Genomic DNA, 17,668 nt, shown 5'->3' with positions numbered 1-17,668 from the left:
TCCAATACTTTTAGCGTGAGCTGGGTATGGTAGGTACCGTTTTGTGTGGTGACATGTACCCCGCTAATATCGCTGGAGGCATATTCTATGTCTTCGAGGCGAACTAGTTTAACGCGTTGTTGGAAGTAACAAGGAATGAGTTTAAGTTCTTGTCCTTTTAACATATTTTGGTAGCTATGCTGCGCTGGTGCTTCGCTGTTGTCGTTGCGAGCAAGGCGCTCGTGTAAGCGCTGAATGGACTTATTCAGGCGTTGTTTATTGATGGGTTTTAGCAGGTAGTCTACGGCGTTTTGCTCAAAGGCATCTAGCGCGAACTGGTCGTAAGCGGTAACAAAGACAATCGCCGGCGCATTTTCGCTATCCAGCATGTTGGCCAGTTCTAAGCCGCTCACTTGTGGCATTTCTATGTCTAAAAAGAGAATGTCGGGTTGTAATAGTTTGAGGTTTTTTAAACACTCAATGGCATTACCAAATTGGGCTACGACTTCAAGCTCTGGGTAAGCTTGAAGCATTTCAAACAGTTCTTCGCGGGCTAGCGGTTCATCGTCAACGATGACGGCTCTCATGGCTTTGGCTCTCTCGGTAGTGAAATAATCACGCGGGTATATTGGTTTAATTGGCATTCTATGCTTAAACCATAGTGGCTACCAAAGGCATTACGCAAGCGGGTATCTACAATGTGCATGCCCAAGCCTTCGTGGGTGGCTTGGTCGGGTTGTTCATATAAACCGGCGTTGTCTTCTACCACTAACTGCTTAATGCCATTGTGTACTCGGCTGTAAATGGTGATTTCGCCTGTCTCCAGCAAATGTGCGGTGCCATGTTTAATGGCGTTTTCTACTAGAGGTTGCAGGGTAAAGGTGGGCAGTTCCAGTTGTAAAAAGTCTTCGGCAATATCTTGCTTAATCACTAAGCGGTCGGCGAAACGCACTTGCTCAATGTGTAAGTAAGCATTCACATGTTCTAGCTCGGCGCTGAGACGCGAGGTTTGTTGGTTGCGTTTGAGGTTAATTCGTAAAAATAAAGCTAAATCGGCGATCAGTTGTCGGGCAGCGTTGGCGTCGCGCTTGACCACGGCGCTAATGGTATTGAGGGCATTGAATAAAAAGTGCGGGTTAATTTGGGCTCGGGCTAGTTTCAATTCTGCTTCGGTGAGCAATTGCTGTTGATGTTGAACGTGGCTTTCTCTGACTTGTTCGGCAATCACTTTGGCGATCCCTTCACCTAGTGTGCGGTTAATATGCAGGAACAAGCGGCGTTTAGATTCGTAAAGTTTAACCGTGCCTATTACTTCATTTTCGCTGCCCCTAATTGGCACCACTAAGGAGGAACCTAAAGGGCATTTGTCACTGGAACTACAGTGGTAGGGTTCTTCAACGCCGTCGGCGAAGACCACCTTGTTTTCGTTAATCGCCTGATGGGTTTGTTTGGAGGCGATAGGGCGGTTGACCTTGTGGTGATCTTCCCCCAAGCCGGTAAAAGCTAATACTTGCTGAGTATCGGTGATGGCTACCGCCGATACGCCGGTTTCTTCACGAATGATGTTGGCAATGCGAATGGCGTCGGCTTGCTTAAAACCATCATGAAAGGTGCCTACCATGCGCTGGGCTAAATTTAAGGCTTTGGCCGAAGAGTGGCTGGTAAATTTGTCGTAGAGGTGGCGTCTATCGCGGATCATCATCATGAACAGCGCCGCGCCAATCGAGTTGGCGGTGAGCATTGGCAGTGCTATTACCTCAACTAAGTTGAGCGCCTGTTCAAAGGGCTTAGCAATGAGCAAAATCAGCAGCATTTGCAAGGCTTCGGCGATGAGGGTAGCAACTAAGGCAATAGAAGGGGAAAAAAGGTGCTCATTGTGTCGGCTGCGGCGGCGGATCCACAGGTGGAAAAGCCCTCCAACTAAACCCTCAAGGGTGGTTGATATGGCGCAAGCTAAATCGGTAAAACCGCCCATGAAATAGCGGTGAATGCCGCCGGTAAAGCCGACGAGGACTCCCACCACAGGCCCACCAAGTAGCCCGCCTAAAACGGCCCCCACCGCTCGGGTATTGGCAATGGCATCGTCGATGGCTAAACCAAAGTAGGTGCCTAAAATACAAAAGCCGGAAAACAAGCAATAGAGGACGAAGGTATTGGGTAAGCGTGGTGACAAATTGCTTAGTGGTAAAAAGGCCGGAGTTTTGCTTAACAAGTAGGCAATAACCAGAAAAACACTCATTTGCTGAGCTAAAGATAATAACAGGGAAAAATCACTCAAAATCATCAGCTATTAAAGCCTCGCAAGTTGGCGAAAGGAAATCTGGTATTCAAGCTAGATGGCAGCATATTAGCATACTGTTTCTGGCAACTAATAGGACTTAACAAAAGCCCGCCCAGTGCTGTTAACATGCTGGTAACGCTTGACTGCTTGCAAAAGCCGCTATCACTGGTATTGTGGTCGGTTTCTATAATAATTAATCCCATTTAGGGAAAGGAAAAGTGTGGTGACAGTCACCGCCGGAGTATAAAGAGCAAATGCAAAACGATCCTATTAATGATATTCATATCACCTCAGAACAAATATTAATTACCCCAGAGCAATTACGTCAAAAGCTACCAGCCTCTAAAGAAGCTTTAGATTTTGTACTGCAATCGCGTAAAACCATTGCCGATATTTGTCATCATCGTGACTCCCGTTTGTTGGTGATCACCGGTCCTTGTTCAATTCATGACTTAGAGCAAGCCAAAGAGTACGCCACGCGCCTGAAAAAACTACACGACCAGTATAGTGATCGCTTATTTATTGTTATGCGGGTTTATTTTGAAAAACCACGTACCACCGTGGGCTGGAAAGGCTTTATCAATGACCCGCACATGGATAACTCTTTTGACGTAGAGACCGGTTTGCATAACGCTCGTGAACTGCTTACTTGGACAGCCGAATTAGGTTTGCCTGTAGCCACCGAAGCCTTAGACCCAATTAGCCCGCAATACTTGTCTGAGCTTTTCTCTTGGGCGGCGATTGGTGCACGTACTACCGAATCACAAACTCACCGTGAAATGGCCAGTGGTTTGTCTATGCCGGTGGGCTTTAAAAATGGTACCGACGGCAACCTTGGCACCGCGATTAATGCGATGCAGTCTGCGGCTTCTTCGCACCGTTTTATGGGGATTAACCAGCAAGGTCAAGTTGCCTTATTACAAACTCAGGGTAACCCTGACGGCCACGTGATCCTTCGTGGTGGCAAGCAACCTAACTACGATTCTGTGAACGTTGCTTTGGCAGAACAAGCTATGCAAAAAGCTGGTTTAGAGCCTAAGTTGGTGGTGGATTGTAGCCATGCTAACTCTAGCAAAAATCATGAATTACAACCGCTAGTGGCTGATAACGTGATTAACCAAATTGAAGAAGGCAACAAATCTATTATTGGTTTAATGTTAGAAAGTAACTTGGAAGCGGGTAATCAGCCTAGCGAAGCGCCTAAGTCAGACTTGAAATATGGTGTATCGGTCACCGATGCCTGTATCGATTGGAACACTACCGCGACATTGATTGATAAAATGTACAATGATCTTGGTGATTGCTTAACTGCGCGTTTAGCTTAATTAATACGGAAGAAACATGGTTCAAGCCCTTAATCATTTGCGTGACCAAATTGATGAAGTTGATCAACAACTTCTCGATCTATTGCAGCAACGAATCAAGTTGGTACATAAGGTTGGTGAAGTTAAGAATCAACATGGTCTGCCGATTTATGCTCCCGAACGAGAAGCTGCAATGTTGGCTAAACGTCGGGCTGAAGCAGAAAGCAAAGGTGTGCCTCCAGCCTTAATTGAAGATGTATTGCGTAGAGTGATGCGTGAATCTTATACCAGCGAAAAAGACAGTGGTTTTAAAACCATTAATCCTGAGCTGGGTAATATCGTGGTGATTGGTGGCCGTGGCCAATTGGGGCGTTTGTTTGTGCAAATGTTCCGTTTGTCTGGTTATCAGGTAGACGTTATCGGTAAAGAAGATTGGCAGCAGGCACCAGAGCTGTTTGCTAATGCGGGTTTGGTATTGGTGTCGGTACCGATTAATCTCACCGAGCAGATCATTGCCCGTTTGGATCAGCTGCCAGAAAACTGCATCCTTGCCGATATCACCAGTATCAAGGCAGCGCCTTTGAGTAAAATGCTGGCGGTGCACAAAGGTCCAGTGGTGGGGCTACATCCTATGTTTGGTCCTGATGTACCTAGCCTAGCCAAGCAAGTGATTGTGTATGCTGATGGCCGTGGCAGCGAGCAATATCAATGGTTGCTGCAACAAATGGCGATTTGGGGCGCGCGTTTACATCCGGTTGATGCCGAGAGTCACGACAAGGCTATGACGCTCATCCAGTCGTTGCGCCACTTCACCTCCTTTGCTTATGGTGTGCATTTGGCGCAAGAAGAGGCCGATTTGGAGCTGTTGCTTGATTTAAGCTCACCGATTTATCGTCTTGAATTAGCCATGGTGGGGCGTTTGTTTGCTCAGTCTCCCTACTTGTATGCCGATATTATTATGGCCTCTGAGCAGAGTAAGGCCATGATTAAACGCTACCATAACAACTTTGGTGAGCTGCTCAAGTTGCTGGAAAATGAAGATAAACAGGGCTTCATTCAAGCCTTTGAGCGCGTTAGTGATTGGTTTGGCGAATACTCAGAAGAGTTCTTAAAAGAAAGCCGAGGCTTGCTACAACAGGCCAATGATAGCCGCCGAGCTTAGTTTCTTTAAGTCAAAGATTAATTAGCCAGTCCTTTGTGACTGGCTTTTTTATGCCTCAGGCTGCAGCTTAGGCGCTTTGGGCTGCTTCTAGTTGCTGTTTTAGCCAGGCTAAAGCTTGAATCCTATCGTCAAAAATTTTCAGCCTTTCACCGGCTTGCAGATAGATTTGACTGAGATGCCATTTGGCCATGTCGGGAACACTGGCGTGAGTAAGAATTAGTGCGGTGGCGACTCGACCTCGCTGCTTTTCTTTTTTTATCCAGCCTACCAGTTGCTCGGCGGCATCTTCGGTATAAAAGGCTTCGCCATGAAAGGTGGCCAGCACCGCCCATGGTGAATCTAAAAGTTGATTGAGAATGGGGGCAGCGGCGGAGCCACTTTGCTTCATTTGTTCGAGGTTCCAAGGGCCGGTGCCCTCTAGTTCCATGATATTTCCAGTAATGGAAAATGTTACAGTGCCGTGAGCTTCACGCAATGCCTTCTCCTAATTAACTACTCGATGTTTAAGAGTTGGGAAATAACAAACTAGCTTGCGCCTCAGTTTTAGGCAAGGCTTTAGCTTAAAAATCGCTATGCCAAGCACAGTGATTTTTAAACCGGGGGCACGGCGTTGCAGCTTGTTTGCCTTGTTTCCCATAAGCAAGCCCTTGGAATGAAGAAAAACTACTTATTTCGCATTTTCATTGCGACTAACTATGTTTATTCCCGTGTTTATTGGTTAAAATTGCGCGTTTTTAGTACTTCGAGGCAGGTCATTGCAAGATGTTTGAAATTAATTCGGTGAATAACACTTTAGCGGATATAAAAGAGCGCACAGAAGTGCTCCGGGGGTATCTTTGACTACGCTGCCAAAGCAGAGCAGTTAGAAGAAGTGAGTCGCGAATTAGAACAACCAGAAATTTGGAATGATCCAGCGCGAGCGCAAGCCTTAGGTAAAGAACGCTCAGCCTTAGAACAGGTAGTCAATACCATCGACCAACTCACCCAAGGCATAGAAGATGTCGCCGGTTTAATTGAGTTAGCTGTGGAAGAAGAGGACCAGGAAACATTTGACGAGGCCCAAGCCGAGGCAGAAGAACTGGTGAAACAGTTAGAGAAACTTGAGTTTCGCCGCATGTTCTCGGGTGAGATGGACGATAGTGATTGTTACATCGACATTCAATCGGGTTCCGGCGGCACTGAAGCGCAAGATTGGGCCAATATGATGCTACGCATGTACTTACGTTGGTGTGAGGCGCATCAGTTTAAGGCAGAGATAGTCGAACTCTCCGAAGGCGAAGTCGCGGGCATTAAGGGGGCCACCATTAAGGTAACGGGCGAATACGCCTATGGCTGGTTGCGCACTGAAACCGGGGTGCATCGTTTGGTGCGTAAGTCTCCTTTTGATTCGGGCGGGCGGCGCCATACTTCATTTGCTTCGGCGTTTATTTACCCTGAAATTGATGACAGTATCGAAGTTGATATCGACCCGAGTGATTTACGTATCGATGTATATCGGGCCTCGGGAGCGGGTGGACAGCACGTAAACCGCACTGAGTCGGCGGTACGGATCACCCACTTGCCCACCAACACGGTGGTGCAGTGCCAAAATGACCGTTCGCAACACAAGAATAAAGATCAAGCAATGAAGCAGCTTAAAGCCAAATTGTTTGAGCTAGAATTGCAAAAGCAAAATGCAGAAAAACAAGCTGCGGAAGATAACAAGTCGGACATTGGCTGGGGCAGCCAAATCCGTTCTTACGTACTTGATGATTCACGTATTAAAGACCTGCGTACTGGCGTTGAGAATCGTAATACTCAAGCAGTACTAGATGGTGATTTAGATAAATTTATAGAAGCTAGCCTTAAATCAGGGCTGTAACGAGCAAGGTTTTCACATGTCGGAACAAACAGAACAAAGTCTGGAACAAGTAGCACAAGAAGAAAATAAACTGATTGCAGAGCGTCGCGCTAAGTTAGATAAGATCCGCGAAACTTGCTCGGCCAACGGCCATCCCAACGATTTTAAACGTGAGCACCTAGCAAACGATTTACAGCAACAGTTTGGTGAACAGAGCAAAGAAGAGCTGGAAGCTGCGGCAAATGTGGTGAGCATTGCTGGCCGTATCATGGCTAAACGTGGCCCCTTCTTGGTGATTCAAGATGTGTCTGGGCGCATTCAGGCCTATGCCTCTAAAGCGGTACAACAAGAGCTAAAAGACATTGGTGGCTTAGATATTGGCGATATTATCGGGGTGAAAGGTGCCTTGCATAAGTCTGGTAAAGGCGATCTTTACGTGAATATGGACGAGTACAGCTTACTAACTAAAGCGCTACGCCCTTTGCCTGAAAAATTCCATGGTTTAACCGACCAAGAACAACGTTACCGTCAGCGTTACGTTGATTTGATCATGAACGAAGAATCTCGTAACACCTTTATTATTCGTTCGAAGATCATTAACGCGATTCGTCAGTTCATGACTCAACGTGACTTTATGGAAGTGGAAACGCCAATGATGCAGGTGATTCCTGGTGGCGCGTCGGCGCGTCCGTTCATTACTCACCATAATGCTCTAGACCAAGAAATGTTTTTGCGGATTGCCCCAGAGCTTTACTTGAAACGTTTGGTTGTGGGTGGTTTTGAGCGAGTCTTTGAGATTAACCGTAACTTCCGTAACGAGGGTTTATCTCCTCGCCACAATCCAGAATTCACTATGATGGAATTCTACATGGCTTACGCGACCTTTGAAGATCTTATGGATTTGACTGAGGAAATGCTGCGCAGCGTGACTGAACAAGTGTTGGGTAGCTCAATCGTCACCTACGGTGAAGAGCAATTTGACTTTGGCAGCGCTTATAAACGTATTTCGATGAAGCAGTCGGTATTGGATTACAACCCTGAAGTGACCGAGGACCAACTAGCCACCCTTGAGAAGGCGAGCGAAGTAGCTAAAGACCTAGGCATTGAAGTGCAAGCTAGCTGGGGGCTAGGTAAGGTGATTACCGAGATCTTCGAAGCAACGGTCGAGCACCGTTTGATTCAACCGACCTTTATTACCGAGTATCCAGCAGAGGTGTCGCCACTGGCTCGTCGTAACGATAAAGACCCATTCATCACTGACCGCTTCGAGTTCTTTGTGGGCGGGCGAGAAATTGCTAATGGTTTCTCTGAGTTGAATGACGCTCATGACCAAGACCAACGCTTTAAAGACCAGGTTTCTCAAAAAGATGCTGGTGATGATGAAGCCATGTTCTATGACGCTGACTACATCACCGCCTTAGAGCACGGTTTGGCGCCTACTGCTGGTCAGGGCATTGGTATTGACCGCCTAGTGATGTTATTTACCAATAGCCACACTATTCGTGATGTGATCTTGTTCCCGGCGATGCGCCCTCAAGCATAACTGTTTTGTCGCTAACAATTTAAAAGCCACTCCCTCATGGTGAGTGGCTTTTTTTTATCTTATCTGCGTATAGTGACTAGATGGGTGAGGGCAACTCACTTTGGTTTATACGGAGAAGGATGATGAAAATGATGTTGTTGGTGGTGGGAGTAGTGATAGCGGCGATGTCTGGAGTGACGGTTTATCAAAACCTAACGCCACCGAATAACTTAGGGCTTCACCATGGGCGATTAGCGGCTTTAGCCAGCACTCCCAATGGAGTATCGAGTATGGCCGATAATAGTGATAAGAGAGTGGAGCCTTTAAACTTTAAAGCCGACTTAAAGGCGACTCAGTTAGCCGCCTTACGTGCCTTCGCTCACATGCCTAACAATCAAATAATAGAGCGTAATGAACGCTATGTTCACGCTGTGTTTTTTAGTCCACGCATGGGCTTTAGAGATGATGTTGAATTGTATTTTGACCAACAAAATCAAGTGCTGCATTACCGTTCGCAATCACGTGTAGGCTACTCAGACATGGGGGTGAATAAACAGCGCTACCAGCGCTTTGCTGAGTTGTATGCAGAAGCACCTTAGATTTTGTGGCTGTGCTTGCAGCTTCAAGCTTTGCTGTAAACTAAAGCGTGACCCACTATTCAAAAGTATTTATTAGTGTTTGCTAATCTCCTTGGTTGACCTAAGTTGAGATTATCTTAGCTAAAAGTTGAGTTTGATGAGAACACTGCTGTTTATCTGTTTAGTCGGGCTGTTTAGCCTTAGTAGTTATGCCGAATCGGCAAAGCCACGTTATTTAGTGGTGCCTAAGAGTGTTAATTCCCCTTATTTTGACGAGGTTGAGCGTGGTTGCATCGCGGCTGCCAAGGAGTTAGCCGTAGAGTGTTTATATGTGGGCTCTTATGAGGCCGATGCGCGCTTTCAAGACCGTATTATCGCCGAGCGTCTTAGTGAACACATAGATGGTATTGCGGTGTCAGTGATTAATTCTCGCGTGTTAGTTAACCGTAGTATGTTATTAGCTGCCAAGCAATCTGTTCCGGTGGTGACCTTTGATTCGGATTTTTCGGCAAAGGTATTGGCTCAAAATCCGGCCTTGCGGGCCAGTTACATCGGTAGTGATAATTTTCAGTTCGGCTTTCAGTTGGGATTATTAGCGAAGCGCTTTAAACCCGAAGGTGGGATTTTTTGTGTATTGTCGGGCCATCGCGCGGCCAGTAATATGCAGCAGCGCTTGGCTGGTTTGTATGCGGCTTTAGGCCCTCAAAACTCGGAAAACAGTAGCTGGGAGGAACATTCTCGCTGCCCGATTTATTCCGATGATGATGCCGAGCGGGCTTTATCTAACCTGGAAAAAATGATGCGTTTACACGTGTATGCGCCAGAGCTACTGGATGTTTTGATTAACTTAGGTACAGGAGCGCAAAGCGAAGTTTTAAAATATAGCGATGAGGTGGGGCGCTATCAGGATGTCATCGATAGCCAGCAGTTAGTGCTGTTGTTTGGTGATACTTTACCTTCGCAAAAAAAATTATTGGAGGCGGATTTAGCGCATGGCAACGTAGGCCAGCGACCTTACGACATGGGCTATCAGGCCATTTATACCTTGCATGCTCTGAATCAGGGTAAGCCGGTTCAGCCGATCATTTATACGCCACTGGAGGTGTGTGTGGCGGGCAAACAACCGCTTTGTCAGTGAGCTTGCCGCGTCGTGAAGACGTGCAACGCGCTGCTTGATTTTGTTATGTTTGTCCGTAATCGCTCAAACTAATGGGCTGCCAGCAATTCCTAAAGGCGTATGCTTATTTCAACTCTGTTAGCGAGAGGTTAAGTTTTTAGTTAGTTGAGTCAGTCCTTTCGCTAGTTTCAGGTAACTATTCATTTGCATCAACACTTATGCTCGCAGAGCGGCTGCTGCTTCTGTGCGTTTGGTGGCGCTCTCGAAAAAAATAGATATTAGTTAGCGATTTTTCTTGTAAGTTTTTGAATTAATATTATTTATGTGTAAGGTGAAAGCTGATTCACGGTCATGGATAGGCCAATGGTAGAGCCATTAATACTGAGTAAACATTTAGCCAAAAGTTTAGGCCACTCGCATTTACGCATTGCGGGAGAGTATTGGCATCTTAGCGAAATATTGCAGTTGCAAGCCTTGTTGTTTGAGCATGCGCCGGTTCTTAATGAAGGTTTGGTGTGGTGGGCTAAATGTGTGTCCTTACTCGACCGAAGTGTCTATGTAGAGCTGCAAGAGCAAGCGGAAGGTGTGAGTTTAAGTTTACGCTGCCGTGAACAACATAGTGCTCCGTCGTGGGCAGAGAACTTACTCGCTCACTTATACCAACAGTTACAGCAGCGCTGTGAAGCCAGTCAGGTTAATTTGTTGAACGCGCAAAGTTTGTGGCTTGCTGAAGCGGCCCGCAGTTTAAGCTTGGCACAGCAGAGCGAATTACATCATCTCGCCAAGAAGGTCTTGGTGTTACTCATGCATCAGTCGATTGAGCGTCCCGATCTGCAAACCCAATTGAGGCGGAGCATTCAAGCGGGTATTGAACAGCCCTTAAATATTGCCGGTGTGGCTAAACAACTGGGCTTGTCTACGCGCACTCTCCAGCGGCGGCTGAATGCTAAACAACTGAATTTCAGCCAATTGGTAGAAGATGAGAAGAAAACGCTGGCCTTAAATCTATTGGCAGACACCAATTTGCCGGTTGCGCAGATTGCACTGCGTTTGGGTTATGATGACCCAGCCAATTTTCATCGCTCGTTTCGCCGTTGGTTTAGTTTTAAGCCCAGTGCTTATCGTCGTCAGTGCCAACAGAACCGTGTTCAATCAAAACAAATGCCGGTGCGCTTGCATTATGCCCGCGGGCCAATTGGCCAACCGGGCGAACTACATACTCAAGAAGGCCAAGTTTGGTTGGAAGTAGATAATATCGCCTTTGAAAAAGTAGTGAGTGTTGAGTGTAAAGATCATGATGGCATTTGGCGCCATTACCCCGCCTTTTTTAACGATTTTTTGGCCGAAGGCACTGAGCTTTGGTCCACGGCGAACTTACCCGTGGCACAGCCTCTGCGCTTTCGCTTGCGCTACGAAGTAGACGGCGAGAGCTACGTAAATGACAATCAGCAGCAAGACTATTTAGTGACGCAGCGCCTATTGCTCGGGGCACCTAGCTATATTGTGCCTACCCTGAATATGATTAAGATCGGTTTTGCTTACCAACTGTTTATTGAGTTGGCCTGTCGTTTAGAGGGGGTCGCGCAAATCCTTTGTTATGTTGATGAGCTGCAACAGCCCTTGGCCTTGCAACAGGTGAGTAGCAACTCTCATTACTCTATGTGGAGTTTGTCGAGCCCCTTTCCTACATTAGCAAAACGTTGCAGCTTTCGCTTATATGATGCGCAGAGCCAAGAGCTGGCGATTCAGCACTACCCTCAATACTATCAATTTGTGCCGCCACTGGCTTAATCGAGCGTTGTTGCTAGGCTGAGCTGAATTAAAAACGTTGCCTTGCTCACAGCTTGGATTGGGTGGCGTATGTTTGCGATATTTTTGGCGCAATATGACACTCAAAAGGCCTCGACTTTCACTTACTGTTGCAAGCCTAATTGCACACTATGGAAGGCGATATGAAAAGTACCAAACACTTTTATGCAAAGCCTATGGGCGCGCTGGCTGTTGCCGTTGCGTTAGCCTTGGGCGGCTGTAACTCGGATGATGAAACTACGGTTGTTAACGGTAGCCATGTAAGCTCACCGGAATGGCAGGATCAAATCATCTATTTCTTAATGATAGACCGTTTTAATGACGGCGATGTTAGTAATAGTGACCAAGGACAGGGAGAGTTTGACCCCACTTCGGAGAAGAAATTCAGTGGTGGAGACCTTCTTGGTGTCAGTGATAAATTAGATTATATTCAAGAGCTTGGGGCTAGTTCTGTATGGATAACGCCACCAGTGGCGAATCAGTGGTGGGATAATGAGCAGGACTATGGCGGCTACCATGGCTATTGGGCTAGAGACCTACAGCAAGTGGATGAGCACTTCGGTGATATGACAAGTTATCGAAACTTGGCACGTGATATACATGACCGCAATATGTATCTAATTCAAGATATTGTTGCCAACCACGTGGGTAACTATTTTACCTATGATCAGCCATGGGAATACGATTCTAGCCTACCTTGCGCCGGTTTTCGTTTAATTAGTGACGCCCTAGCGCCTGGTCAGAGTCTGCCTTACCCCTTAAACCAAAATGCTTGTCGTGAAGATGGCAGTGGCAGTTACCACTGGACACCTAGTATCAGTGATCACAACGACCCGCTACAAGAAAAAACCTGGCAATTATCCGATCTAGATGATTTAAATACTACTGACCCAGAGGTCATTGCTTACTTGAAACAGAGCTATCGTAAGTGGATCCGTGAGGTTGGGGTAGATGCTTTTCGTATTGATACAGTGAAGTTTGTTGACCATCCGTTCTGGCATGACTTCTTGCATGCGGATGACGGTATTATGGCGCAGGCCGAGCAAACCGGGCGTGAGCAGTTTTTAACTTTTGGTGAAGTGTTTGAAAGTTCTACTGCCTACAATACCGAAGGTGAGCAGAAAATGCTGACGTATCTAGGAGAGGGTGATAATCAGCAATTAGCGTCGGTGCTTAACTTCCCACTACAAACCACCATGACTCGGGTATTTGCTGGCGGACAAGCTACCGATTATTTACGCTTTCGCTTAGAAAAGATGATGGAGTTATTTCCTAATCCTTATCTATTACCCAACTTCATTGACAATCACGACATGCCGCGTTTTCTGTCACAAGCCAGCACAGCCGATTTGAAACAGGCTTTGATGACGCTGCTTACCGTTCCGGGGATCCCTGTGATTTACCAAGGCACAGAGCAAGCCATGGTTGCGAGCCGTGATGCGATGTTTGAAGGGGGCTATCGTGAAGATGGTGAGCAGACAGATGCATTTGACCAAAATAGTGAAATGTATAAGTTTATTCAGCAGTTAGCGCAGTTGCGACGTAACAATCCGGTATTAACTCGTGGTGATATAGAGGTTATCGCCAGTGATAAAGCCGGCGCTGGTGTATTTAGTTTTGTTCGCAAATATGCTGATCAAGAAGTATTAGTGCTGATGAATACCGCCACAGTGCCAATGTTGCTTAACCATTTAAATCTGCAACAGCCAGAAGGCACGGTATTTGAACAGCAAATCCAAGCTAACTGGCCACAAGCGCCAGGCGCATTGGTGAGTGATGCTAACGGCGAGTTGAGTTTAAGTTTACCCGCTAAAGCTGCTGTGGTGTATTTCAAAACCAATAACATGGCGCCAGTGGACACTCCTGAATTAAGCATCAGTTTAAGCGATGACTGGAATCAGCGAACCATTACTCAAGATACCTTGATTAGTGGCAGCGCGGAGCCAAATCAGCACTTGCAATTGGTGGTAGATGGTAATTTGGCCAAGGCTACCGCGTTTCAGGCCGACGATAGTGGTCAGTGGTCTGTCACCTTGTCGACTCGTCATTTTGCCATTGGAGAGCAGCAACATCGTTTTGCCATCTATTCACCTGAGCAAGCCGCTGGCTTGGCAGATGTGCACTTTACCTCGAATTTAGCTTGGTCGCAGACTGCCGACTTAGTTATCGACGACAGTGGCGATGCCCAGCAGGGCGCGGGTGGTCCAAATGGCGTGTATTCTCTTCCTTCGGACCCCAGTTTTGACCAAGTGAATAGTCAATTGGCGATCGAACAAGCTGAGGTTTACACCGTCGGCAGCAACGTTCGTCTAAAACTGACTATGAACAATTTGACTGACACTTGGTTGCCACCTAACGGCTTCGATCATGTTGGGTTCACTATTTTCATTGATCTACCTGAGCAAGCGGATAGTGGTGAAACTGTATTACCGAAGTTGAGTGCCAGCATGCCTAGTGGCACTTGGAACCTTAATGCGGTGATATTTGGCTGGCAAAACTCTATCTATAATAGTGAGGGAGCCAATGCCACCACGTGGGGAGAAGCCGTTACTCCTGCTCCTCAGGTGAGTGTTGATAAACAGCAACGCGCCATATATATGGACTTTGCTAGCGATACTCTAGGTCGTCCAGAGAGTTTAGATGGCATTCGTTTCTACGTAACGACTTGGGATCTCGATGGTCTGTCAGCCACTTACCGTCCATTGGCTGTCGATGCTGGTCCTTGGAATTTCTCGGGTGGTGCAGCGGATGAAGCCAAAATATGGGATGAGTTACCGATAATCACGCTGTCTGAATAAGTTTAAACTTTAGCCTAACCAACTAGCCCTACTTCGGTAGGGCTTTTTTGTGCCGTAGTAAACGCTGTTAGTTTTGAACGGCTAATACCATCGGCGCGGCGACGCTGGTGGCGGTATCTTGGTCGAGTAATTGTTCGACTAAGCTCAAGCTAAACTCTAAGGCGGTTCCCGGCCCTTGGCTGGTAATGAGGCGCTGGCTGAGATCCACTACCACTCGCTGTTGGCTTAGTTGCTTGGCTGGAATCTGTTGCTGGAATGCGGGATGACAAGTCATTTGCGCTTCACTACAAATGTGATGCGTAGCCAATACTACGGCAGGCGCAGCGCAAATAGCAGCCAGCCACTGTCCTGCTAGTCGTTGTTTCAGTAACTCAACCAGTTGTTGGTTATCGCGAAAGACTTCGCTGCCGGGGAGGCCACCGGGCAATACCAACATTTGGTAGTCACTGGCTACAACATCGTTTATATGGCAATCTGCCACCAATTTCACTCCTCTAGAGGCGGTGATTTGCAATTTGCCTTGCGGGCAGACGCTGACCACATCCACCTCTAGCTCAGCTCGGCGCAGTACATCAATAATTGTTACCGCTTCTATCTCTTCGCTTCCTGGGGCTATTGCCACCATGATTTTATGCATAATCTTGCTCCATCTGTTTGATGCGTTGTAGCAGCGCGAGGTTACATGGGGTGTTCAAGCCATGCTGCTTGGCACGCTCTACCAAGTAACCATTAATGTAGTCTATTTCGCTGCGGCGTTGCTGTGCGAGGTCTTGTTGCATCGAGGAAAAGTTATTGGCGGTGAGTTGGGCAACCTGCAGCACGCTCTGTTGTAGTTGTTGCTCGCTGAGCGCTATGCCCTCGAGCGCAGCCGTGTGACTGATTTCTGCGCATAAGTGGGTAATTTCGGATTGATACTGCGGTTTTAATAACTCGCCATTGCGACAGCGGTGAATCGCTGTGAGTGGATTAATACAACAATTAATCGCCAGTTTTTGCCATAACACCGGATAGATATTATTGTGCCAATAAACTGGTTCAAAGGCTTGGTTTAGATAAGCTAAATACTGGGGTTCTAGCACTTGGTTGAGGTAGCCGCCAAGGTCAATTTTACCTAAGCCGGTATGTTTTACTCGCAGCTGATGAGCTTGCTTGTCGATGAGCATTGCGCCGTGAGTATTACTGGCCAAAAACAGTTGCTCGGGTTTAAGGGTGCTTAGCAGACTTTGTTCGGCGCCGATGCCATTAACCATTAACAATACTTGGCAGTCTGCAGCAATGCTTAAGCCCTCTATGGCTTGAGCGACTTGGTGGGCTTTGACGCAAATGATCAGCCAACGACAAGGTGCTAACTGGTTTAAATAGGGCAGCTTAAACTGTAGCTTTGCCCCTTGCCATTGCTCCAGTTCAAGTTCTAGCTGAGAAGACTCGCTTAAGCGCCGATCCACAAAACAGACCTTGTTGTGGTTTTGGCTGAGCTTGGCCGCTATTAACCCCCCTACGGCTCCGGCACCAATAATTGCGCAGTGATACATACAACCTTCGTTTATTGATTAGTGATAATTGATACAAGCGAATGCTTGGCATGTGCCCAACCATAGTCGCTATCGCTGGCTTGTTCAATAGTGGGCAAGCGCGTCCGGTGAGGTTGTGTCATCAAACTATGGCTTAGTCATGTAGCTGTGTTTGAGGCTGAAGATAGTGCTGTTGCGCTTTAGCGCATATAATGTCGAGATTATTTGATTTACTGTTTTTAGGAGAAGGCTGATGCCATCATTTGATATTGTTTCTGAGATTGATACTAACGAAGTACGCCATGCTTGTGAGAATGCGGTGCGCGAACTCGAAACTCGCTTTGATTTTCGTGGCGTGGAAGCGAGTTTTGAATATAAAGATGGCTCGATCAAAATGACTGCGGAAGCCGAATTTCAACTCAATCAAATGTTGCACATTCTTCGTGGCACCTTGGTTAAACGTTCAGTAGACGCTAAAGCGATAGATTTAGCCGAGGTAACACGTAGCGGTAAAACCCACTCGCAAGTGGTGAACTTTAAAAATGGTATTGACCAGCCCACCGCTAAGAAAATCATTAAGCAAATCAAAGATGCCAAATTGAAAGTTCAGGCCTCTATCCAAGGTGAGCAAGTACGGGTAACCGGTAAGAAACGCGATGACTTACAGGCGGCAATGGCTTTGGTACGTGGTGGAGACTATGACCAAGCCTTCCAGTTTAATAACTTCCGCGATTAATCTCTGCTCCTAGCGGGCAGATTAAATGGTTTACTATGAAAGGCCGAGTTCTCGGCCTTTTTAATGCCGTTGTGGCCAGTAATGGCGCAGATAGCGAACCGCTACGTAAACCACCATTAGACTGGCGATAGCCAATTCTAGATAGGCTAGGCTCTCTATTAAGCTTTGCCCTAGACTGCCAGCCTCGATGCGATTTTGCATAAATAGCCCTAATTGAAATAAGGCGCTACTGCTAACGACCAATGGAAAGGTAAAGGCCGCGTAAGTTGGGCTAAAAGGCAGCTTGAGTAATAACAATATCAACAGTAAATAAACACTTAGGGTCATTAGCATTGCTAGGGCGGCAAGACTATAAACGAAGGCCGGGTTTAGCTTTGGTGTAGTCACCAAGTAGGCCAGTAAAATTAAGCTGGCTGGGGTGGCCAAAATGGCTAAAAAGGGGCGCTGCTCTAAGGCCAAGGGCGCAGCTTTTAGGCGATAAATGACCAAGGGCAGTAGCAGTGCATAGGCCAGTAAACTGCCATATAAGATAATTTTAATCAGCGGGGTAGACAGTGCGATTGGACTTACCACCAGCCATAAAGCCAAGCCAATGGGAGGAATAAACCAGCAAGGGATAAAGTGCTCTAACACTAAGTATTGACTGCGGTAGTAAGCAAAACTAAGCAATAACAAAAGTTGCAGACTAAACGCACCAAGGCTTAAAGCCACCGCCAACTCGAGTTGTACCACTGCCAGCGATTTGGCCATTACCATGATACTCATGGTAATGACCGGAAGCATGGCGCCCGCCACCGGGTGTCGCAGTTCTTTAACTAACAGGCTTGGGCGGTAACTAAACTTTAACAGTAGCGGTAGCACCAGTGCCGCCGCAATCAGGGCCCCGAGGTATTGTAGCCCAGTAGAGTGAGTGACATGTTGAGACCAAACTAAGCCAAGGCTAGCAATCGCTAAGCCAAGACCGGCAATCGCCGTAGGATAATTAGCCAATTTTATAGTTAAGACCATTGCTACAGGAGTCCCTTGGTTAG

General features: G+C 46.9%; 15 protein-coding genes. 9 read left to right on the top strand and 6 right to left on the bottom strand.

Annotation, left to right across the window (positions count from 1 at the left end; genetic code table 11):
- Together ACQY6Q_RS05390 and ACQY6Q_RS05385 are read right to left on the bottom strand one after the other, a co-directional pair.
- Nucleotides 1-566: response regulator (locus ACQY6Q_RS05390; protein ID WP_427978783.1), on the bottom strand; the 566-nt coding region annotated here is incomplete at its 3' end.
- Nucleotides 563-2,263: a LytS/YhcK type 5TM receptor domain-containing protein gene (locus tag ACQY6Q_RS05385; protein ID WP_427978780.1), complete on the bottom strand. Its 1,701-nt coding sequence runs from the start codon at nucleotides 2,261-2,263 to the stop codon at nucleotides 563-565. The genes ACQY6Q_RS05385 and ACQY6Q_RS05390, both read right to left, overlap by 4 nt.
- Before the next feature lie 251 nt (nucleotides 2,264-2,514).
- On the opposite strand from ACQY6Q_RS05385, the gene ACQY6Q_RS05380 reads away from it, so the two are divergent.
- Together ACQY6Q_RS05380 and tyrA are read left to right on the top strand one after the other, a co-directional pair.
- Nucleotides 2,515-3,585, top strand: a complete 1,071-nt coding sequence (locus ACQY6Q_RS05380; RefSeq protein ID WP_427978777.1) for a 3-deoxy-7-phosphoheptulonate synthase — start codon at nucleotides 2,515-2,517, stop codon at nucleotides 3,583-3,585.
- 16 nt (nucleotides 3,586-3,601) lie between these two features.
- Nucleotides 3,602-4,726 (top strand): bifunctional chorismate mutase/prephenate dehydrogenase, encoded by a 1,125-nt coding sequence (gene tyrA / locus ACQY6Q_RS05375; protein WP_427978774.1) that lies wholly within the window; start codon nucleotides 3,602-3,604, stop codon nucleotides 4,724-4,726.
- A 67-nt stretch (nucleotides 4,727-4,793) separates the two neighbouring features.
- On the opposite strand, the gene ACQY6Q_RS05370 is transcribed toward tyrA, so the two are convergent.
- On the bottom strand, nucleotides 4,794-5,201 hold the full coding sequence (locus ACQY6Q_RS05370; protein WP_427978771.1) for a hypothetical protein: 408 nt from the start codon (nucleotides 5,199-5,201) through the stop codon (nucleotides 4,794-4,796).
- A gap of 287 nt (nucleotides 5,202-5,488) precedes the next feature.
- Here ACQY6Q_RS05370 and prfB point away from each other — a divergent pair.
- From prfB to ACQY6Q_RS05340, 6 genes are all read left to right on the top strand, one after another.
- A protein-coding gene (prfB, locus tag ACQY6Q_RS05365) for a peptide chain release factor 2 (RefSeq protein ID WP_427978768.1) occupies nucleotides 5,489-6,587 on the top strand; the annotation gives its coding sequence in 2 pieces (ribosomal slippage) (nucleotides 5,489-5,563 and nucleotides 5,565-6,587; 1,098 coding nt in all).
- A 40-nt stretch (nucleotides 6,588-6,627) separates the two neighbouring features.
- On the top strand, nucleotides 6,628-8,109 hold the full coding sequence (lysS, locus tag ACQY6Q_RS05360) for a lysine--tRNA ligase (protein WP_427978786.1): 1,482 nt from the start codon (nucleotides 6,628-6,630) through the stop codon (nucleotides 8,107-8,109).
- A gap of 119 nt (nucleotides 8,110-8,228) precedes the next feature.
- A complete protein-coding gene (locus ACQY6Q_RS05355) occupies nucleotides 8,229-8,687 on the top strand; it encodes a DUF1499 domain-containing protein (RefSeq protein WP_427978765.1) in 459 nt (152 codons plus the stop codon).
- Between the two features lie 136 nt (nucleotides 8,688-8,823).
- Nucleotides 8,824-9,804, top strand: coding sequence for a substrate-binding domain-containing protein (locus ACQY6Q_RS05350; protein WP_427978762.1), 981 nt, complete (start codon nucleotides 8,824-8,826; stop codon nucleotides 9,802-9,804).
- A gap of 342 nt (nucleotides 9,805-10,146) precedes the next feature.
- Nucleotides 10,147-11,574 (top strand): helix-turn-helix transcriptional regulator, encoded by a 1,428-nt coding sequence (locus ACQY6Q_RS05345; protein ID WP_427978760.1) that lies wholly within the window; start codon nucleotides 10,147-10,149, stop codon nucleotides 11,572-11,574.
- A 161-nt stretch (nucleotides 11,575-11,735) separates the two neighbouring features.
- Nucleotides 11,736-14,390: an alpha-amylase family glycosyl hydrolase gene (locus ACQY6Q_RS05340; protein WP_427978757.1), complete on the top strand. Its 2,655-nt coding sequence runs from the start codon at nucleotides 11,736-11,738 to the stop codon at nucleotides 14,388-14,390.
- A 67-nt stretch (nucleotides 14,391-14,457) separates the two neighbouring features.
- On the opposite strand, the gene ACQY6Q_RS05335 is transcribed toward ACQY6Q_RS05340, so the two are convergent.
- Both ACQY6Q_RS05335 and ACQY6Q_RS05330 read right to left on the bottom strand, forming a co-directional pair.
- On the bottom strand, nucleotides 14,458-15,027 hold the full coding sequence (locus ACQY6Q_RS05335; RefSeq protein ID WP_427978754.1) for a DJ-1 family glyoxalase III: 570 nt from the start codon (nucleotides 15,025-15,027) through the stop codon (nucleotides 14,458-14,460).
- Nucleotides 15,020-15,922, bottom strand: a complete 903-nt coding sequence (locus ACQY6Q_RS05330) for a ketopantoate reductase family protein (RefSeq protein WP_427978751.1) — start codon at nucleotides 15,920-15,922, stop codon at nucleotides 15,020-15,022. Before ACQY6Q_RS05330 ends, ACQY6Q_RS05335 begins: the two co-directional genes overlap by 8 nt.
- Before the next feature lie 232 nt (nucleotides 15,923-16,154).
- Between ACQY6Q_RS05330 and ACQY6Q_RS05325 the strand changes: the two genes are divergently transcribed.
- Entirely contained in the window at nucleotides 16,155-16,637 is a 483-nt protein-coding gene (locus tag ACQY6Q_RS05325) for a YajQ family cyclic di-GMP-binding protein (RefSeq protein WP_055732528.1), read from the top strand.
- Nucleotides 16,638-16,697: 60 nt separating this feature from the next.
- Here ACQY6Q_RS05325 and ACQY6Q_RS05320 read toward each other — a convergent pair.
- On the bottom strand, nucleotides 16,698-17,668 hold a 971-nt coding region (locus tag ACQY6Q_RS05320; RefSeq protein WP_427978747.1), incomplete at its 5' end, for a C4-dicarboxylate ABC transporter.

It is taken from the genome of Agarivorans sp., from assembly GCF_050295395.1.
In the GTDB taxonomy this organism is placed as follows: domain Bacteria; phylum Pseudomonadota; class Gammaproteobacteria; order Enterobacterales; family Celerinatantimonadaceae; genus Agarivorans.
The sequence above is the reverse complement of the archived record's forward strand: the minus strand, read 5'-3'. Positions and strand labels throughout refer to the sequence as shown.

Coding starts and splice junctions, on each gene's coding strand:
- ACQY6Q_RS05350 (WP_427978762.1), top strand. CDS start 8,824: ATGAGAACACTGCTGTTTATCTGTTTAGTCGGGCTGTTTAGCCTTAGT.
- ACQY6Q_RS05325 (WP_055732528.1), top strand. CDS start 16,155: ATGCCATCATTTGATATTGTTTCTGAGATTGATACTAACGAAGTACGC.
- ACQY6Q_RS05355 (WP_427978765.1), top strand. CDS start 8,229: ATGATGAAAATGATGTTGTTGGTGGTGGGAGTAGTGATAGCGGCGATG.
- ACQY6Q_RS05335 (WP_427978754.1), bottom strand. CDS start 15,027: ATGCATAAAATCATGGTGGCAATAGCCCCAGGAAGCGAAGAGATAGAA.
- ACQY6Q_RS05345 (WP_427978760.1), top strand. CDS start 10,147: ATGGTAGAGCCATTAATACTGAGTAAACATTTAGCCAAAAGTTTAGGC.
- ACQY6Q_RS05380 (WP_427978777.1), top strand. CDS start 2,515: ATGCAAAACGATCCTATTAATGATATTCATATCACCTCAGAACAAATA.
- tyrA (WP_427978774.1), top strand. CDS start 3,602: ATGGTTCAAGCCCTTAATCATTTGCGTGACCAAATTGATGAAGTTGAT.
- ACQY6Q_RS05385 (WP_427978780.1), bottom strand. CDS start 2,263: ATGATTTTGAGTGATTTTTCCCTGTTATTATCTTTAGCTCAGCAAATG.
- ACQY6Q_RS05340 (WP_427978757.1), top strand. CDS start 11,736: ATGAAAAGTACCAAACACTTTTATGCAAAGCCTATGGGCGCGCTGGCT.
- ACQY6Q_RS05330 (WP_427978751.1), bottom strand. CDS start 15,922: ATGTATCACTGCGCAATTATTGGTGCCGGAGCCGTAGGGGGGTTAATA.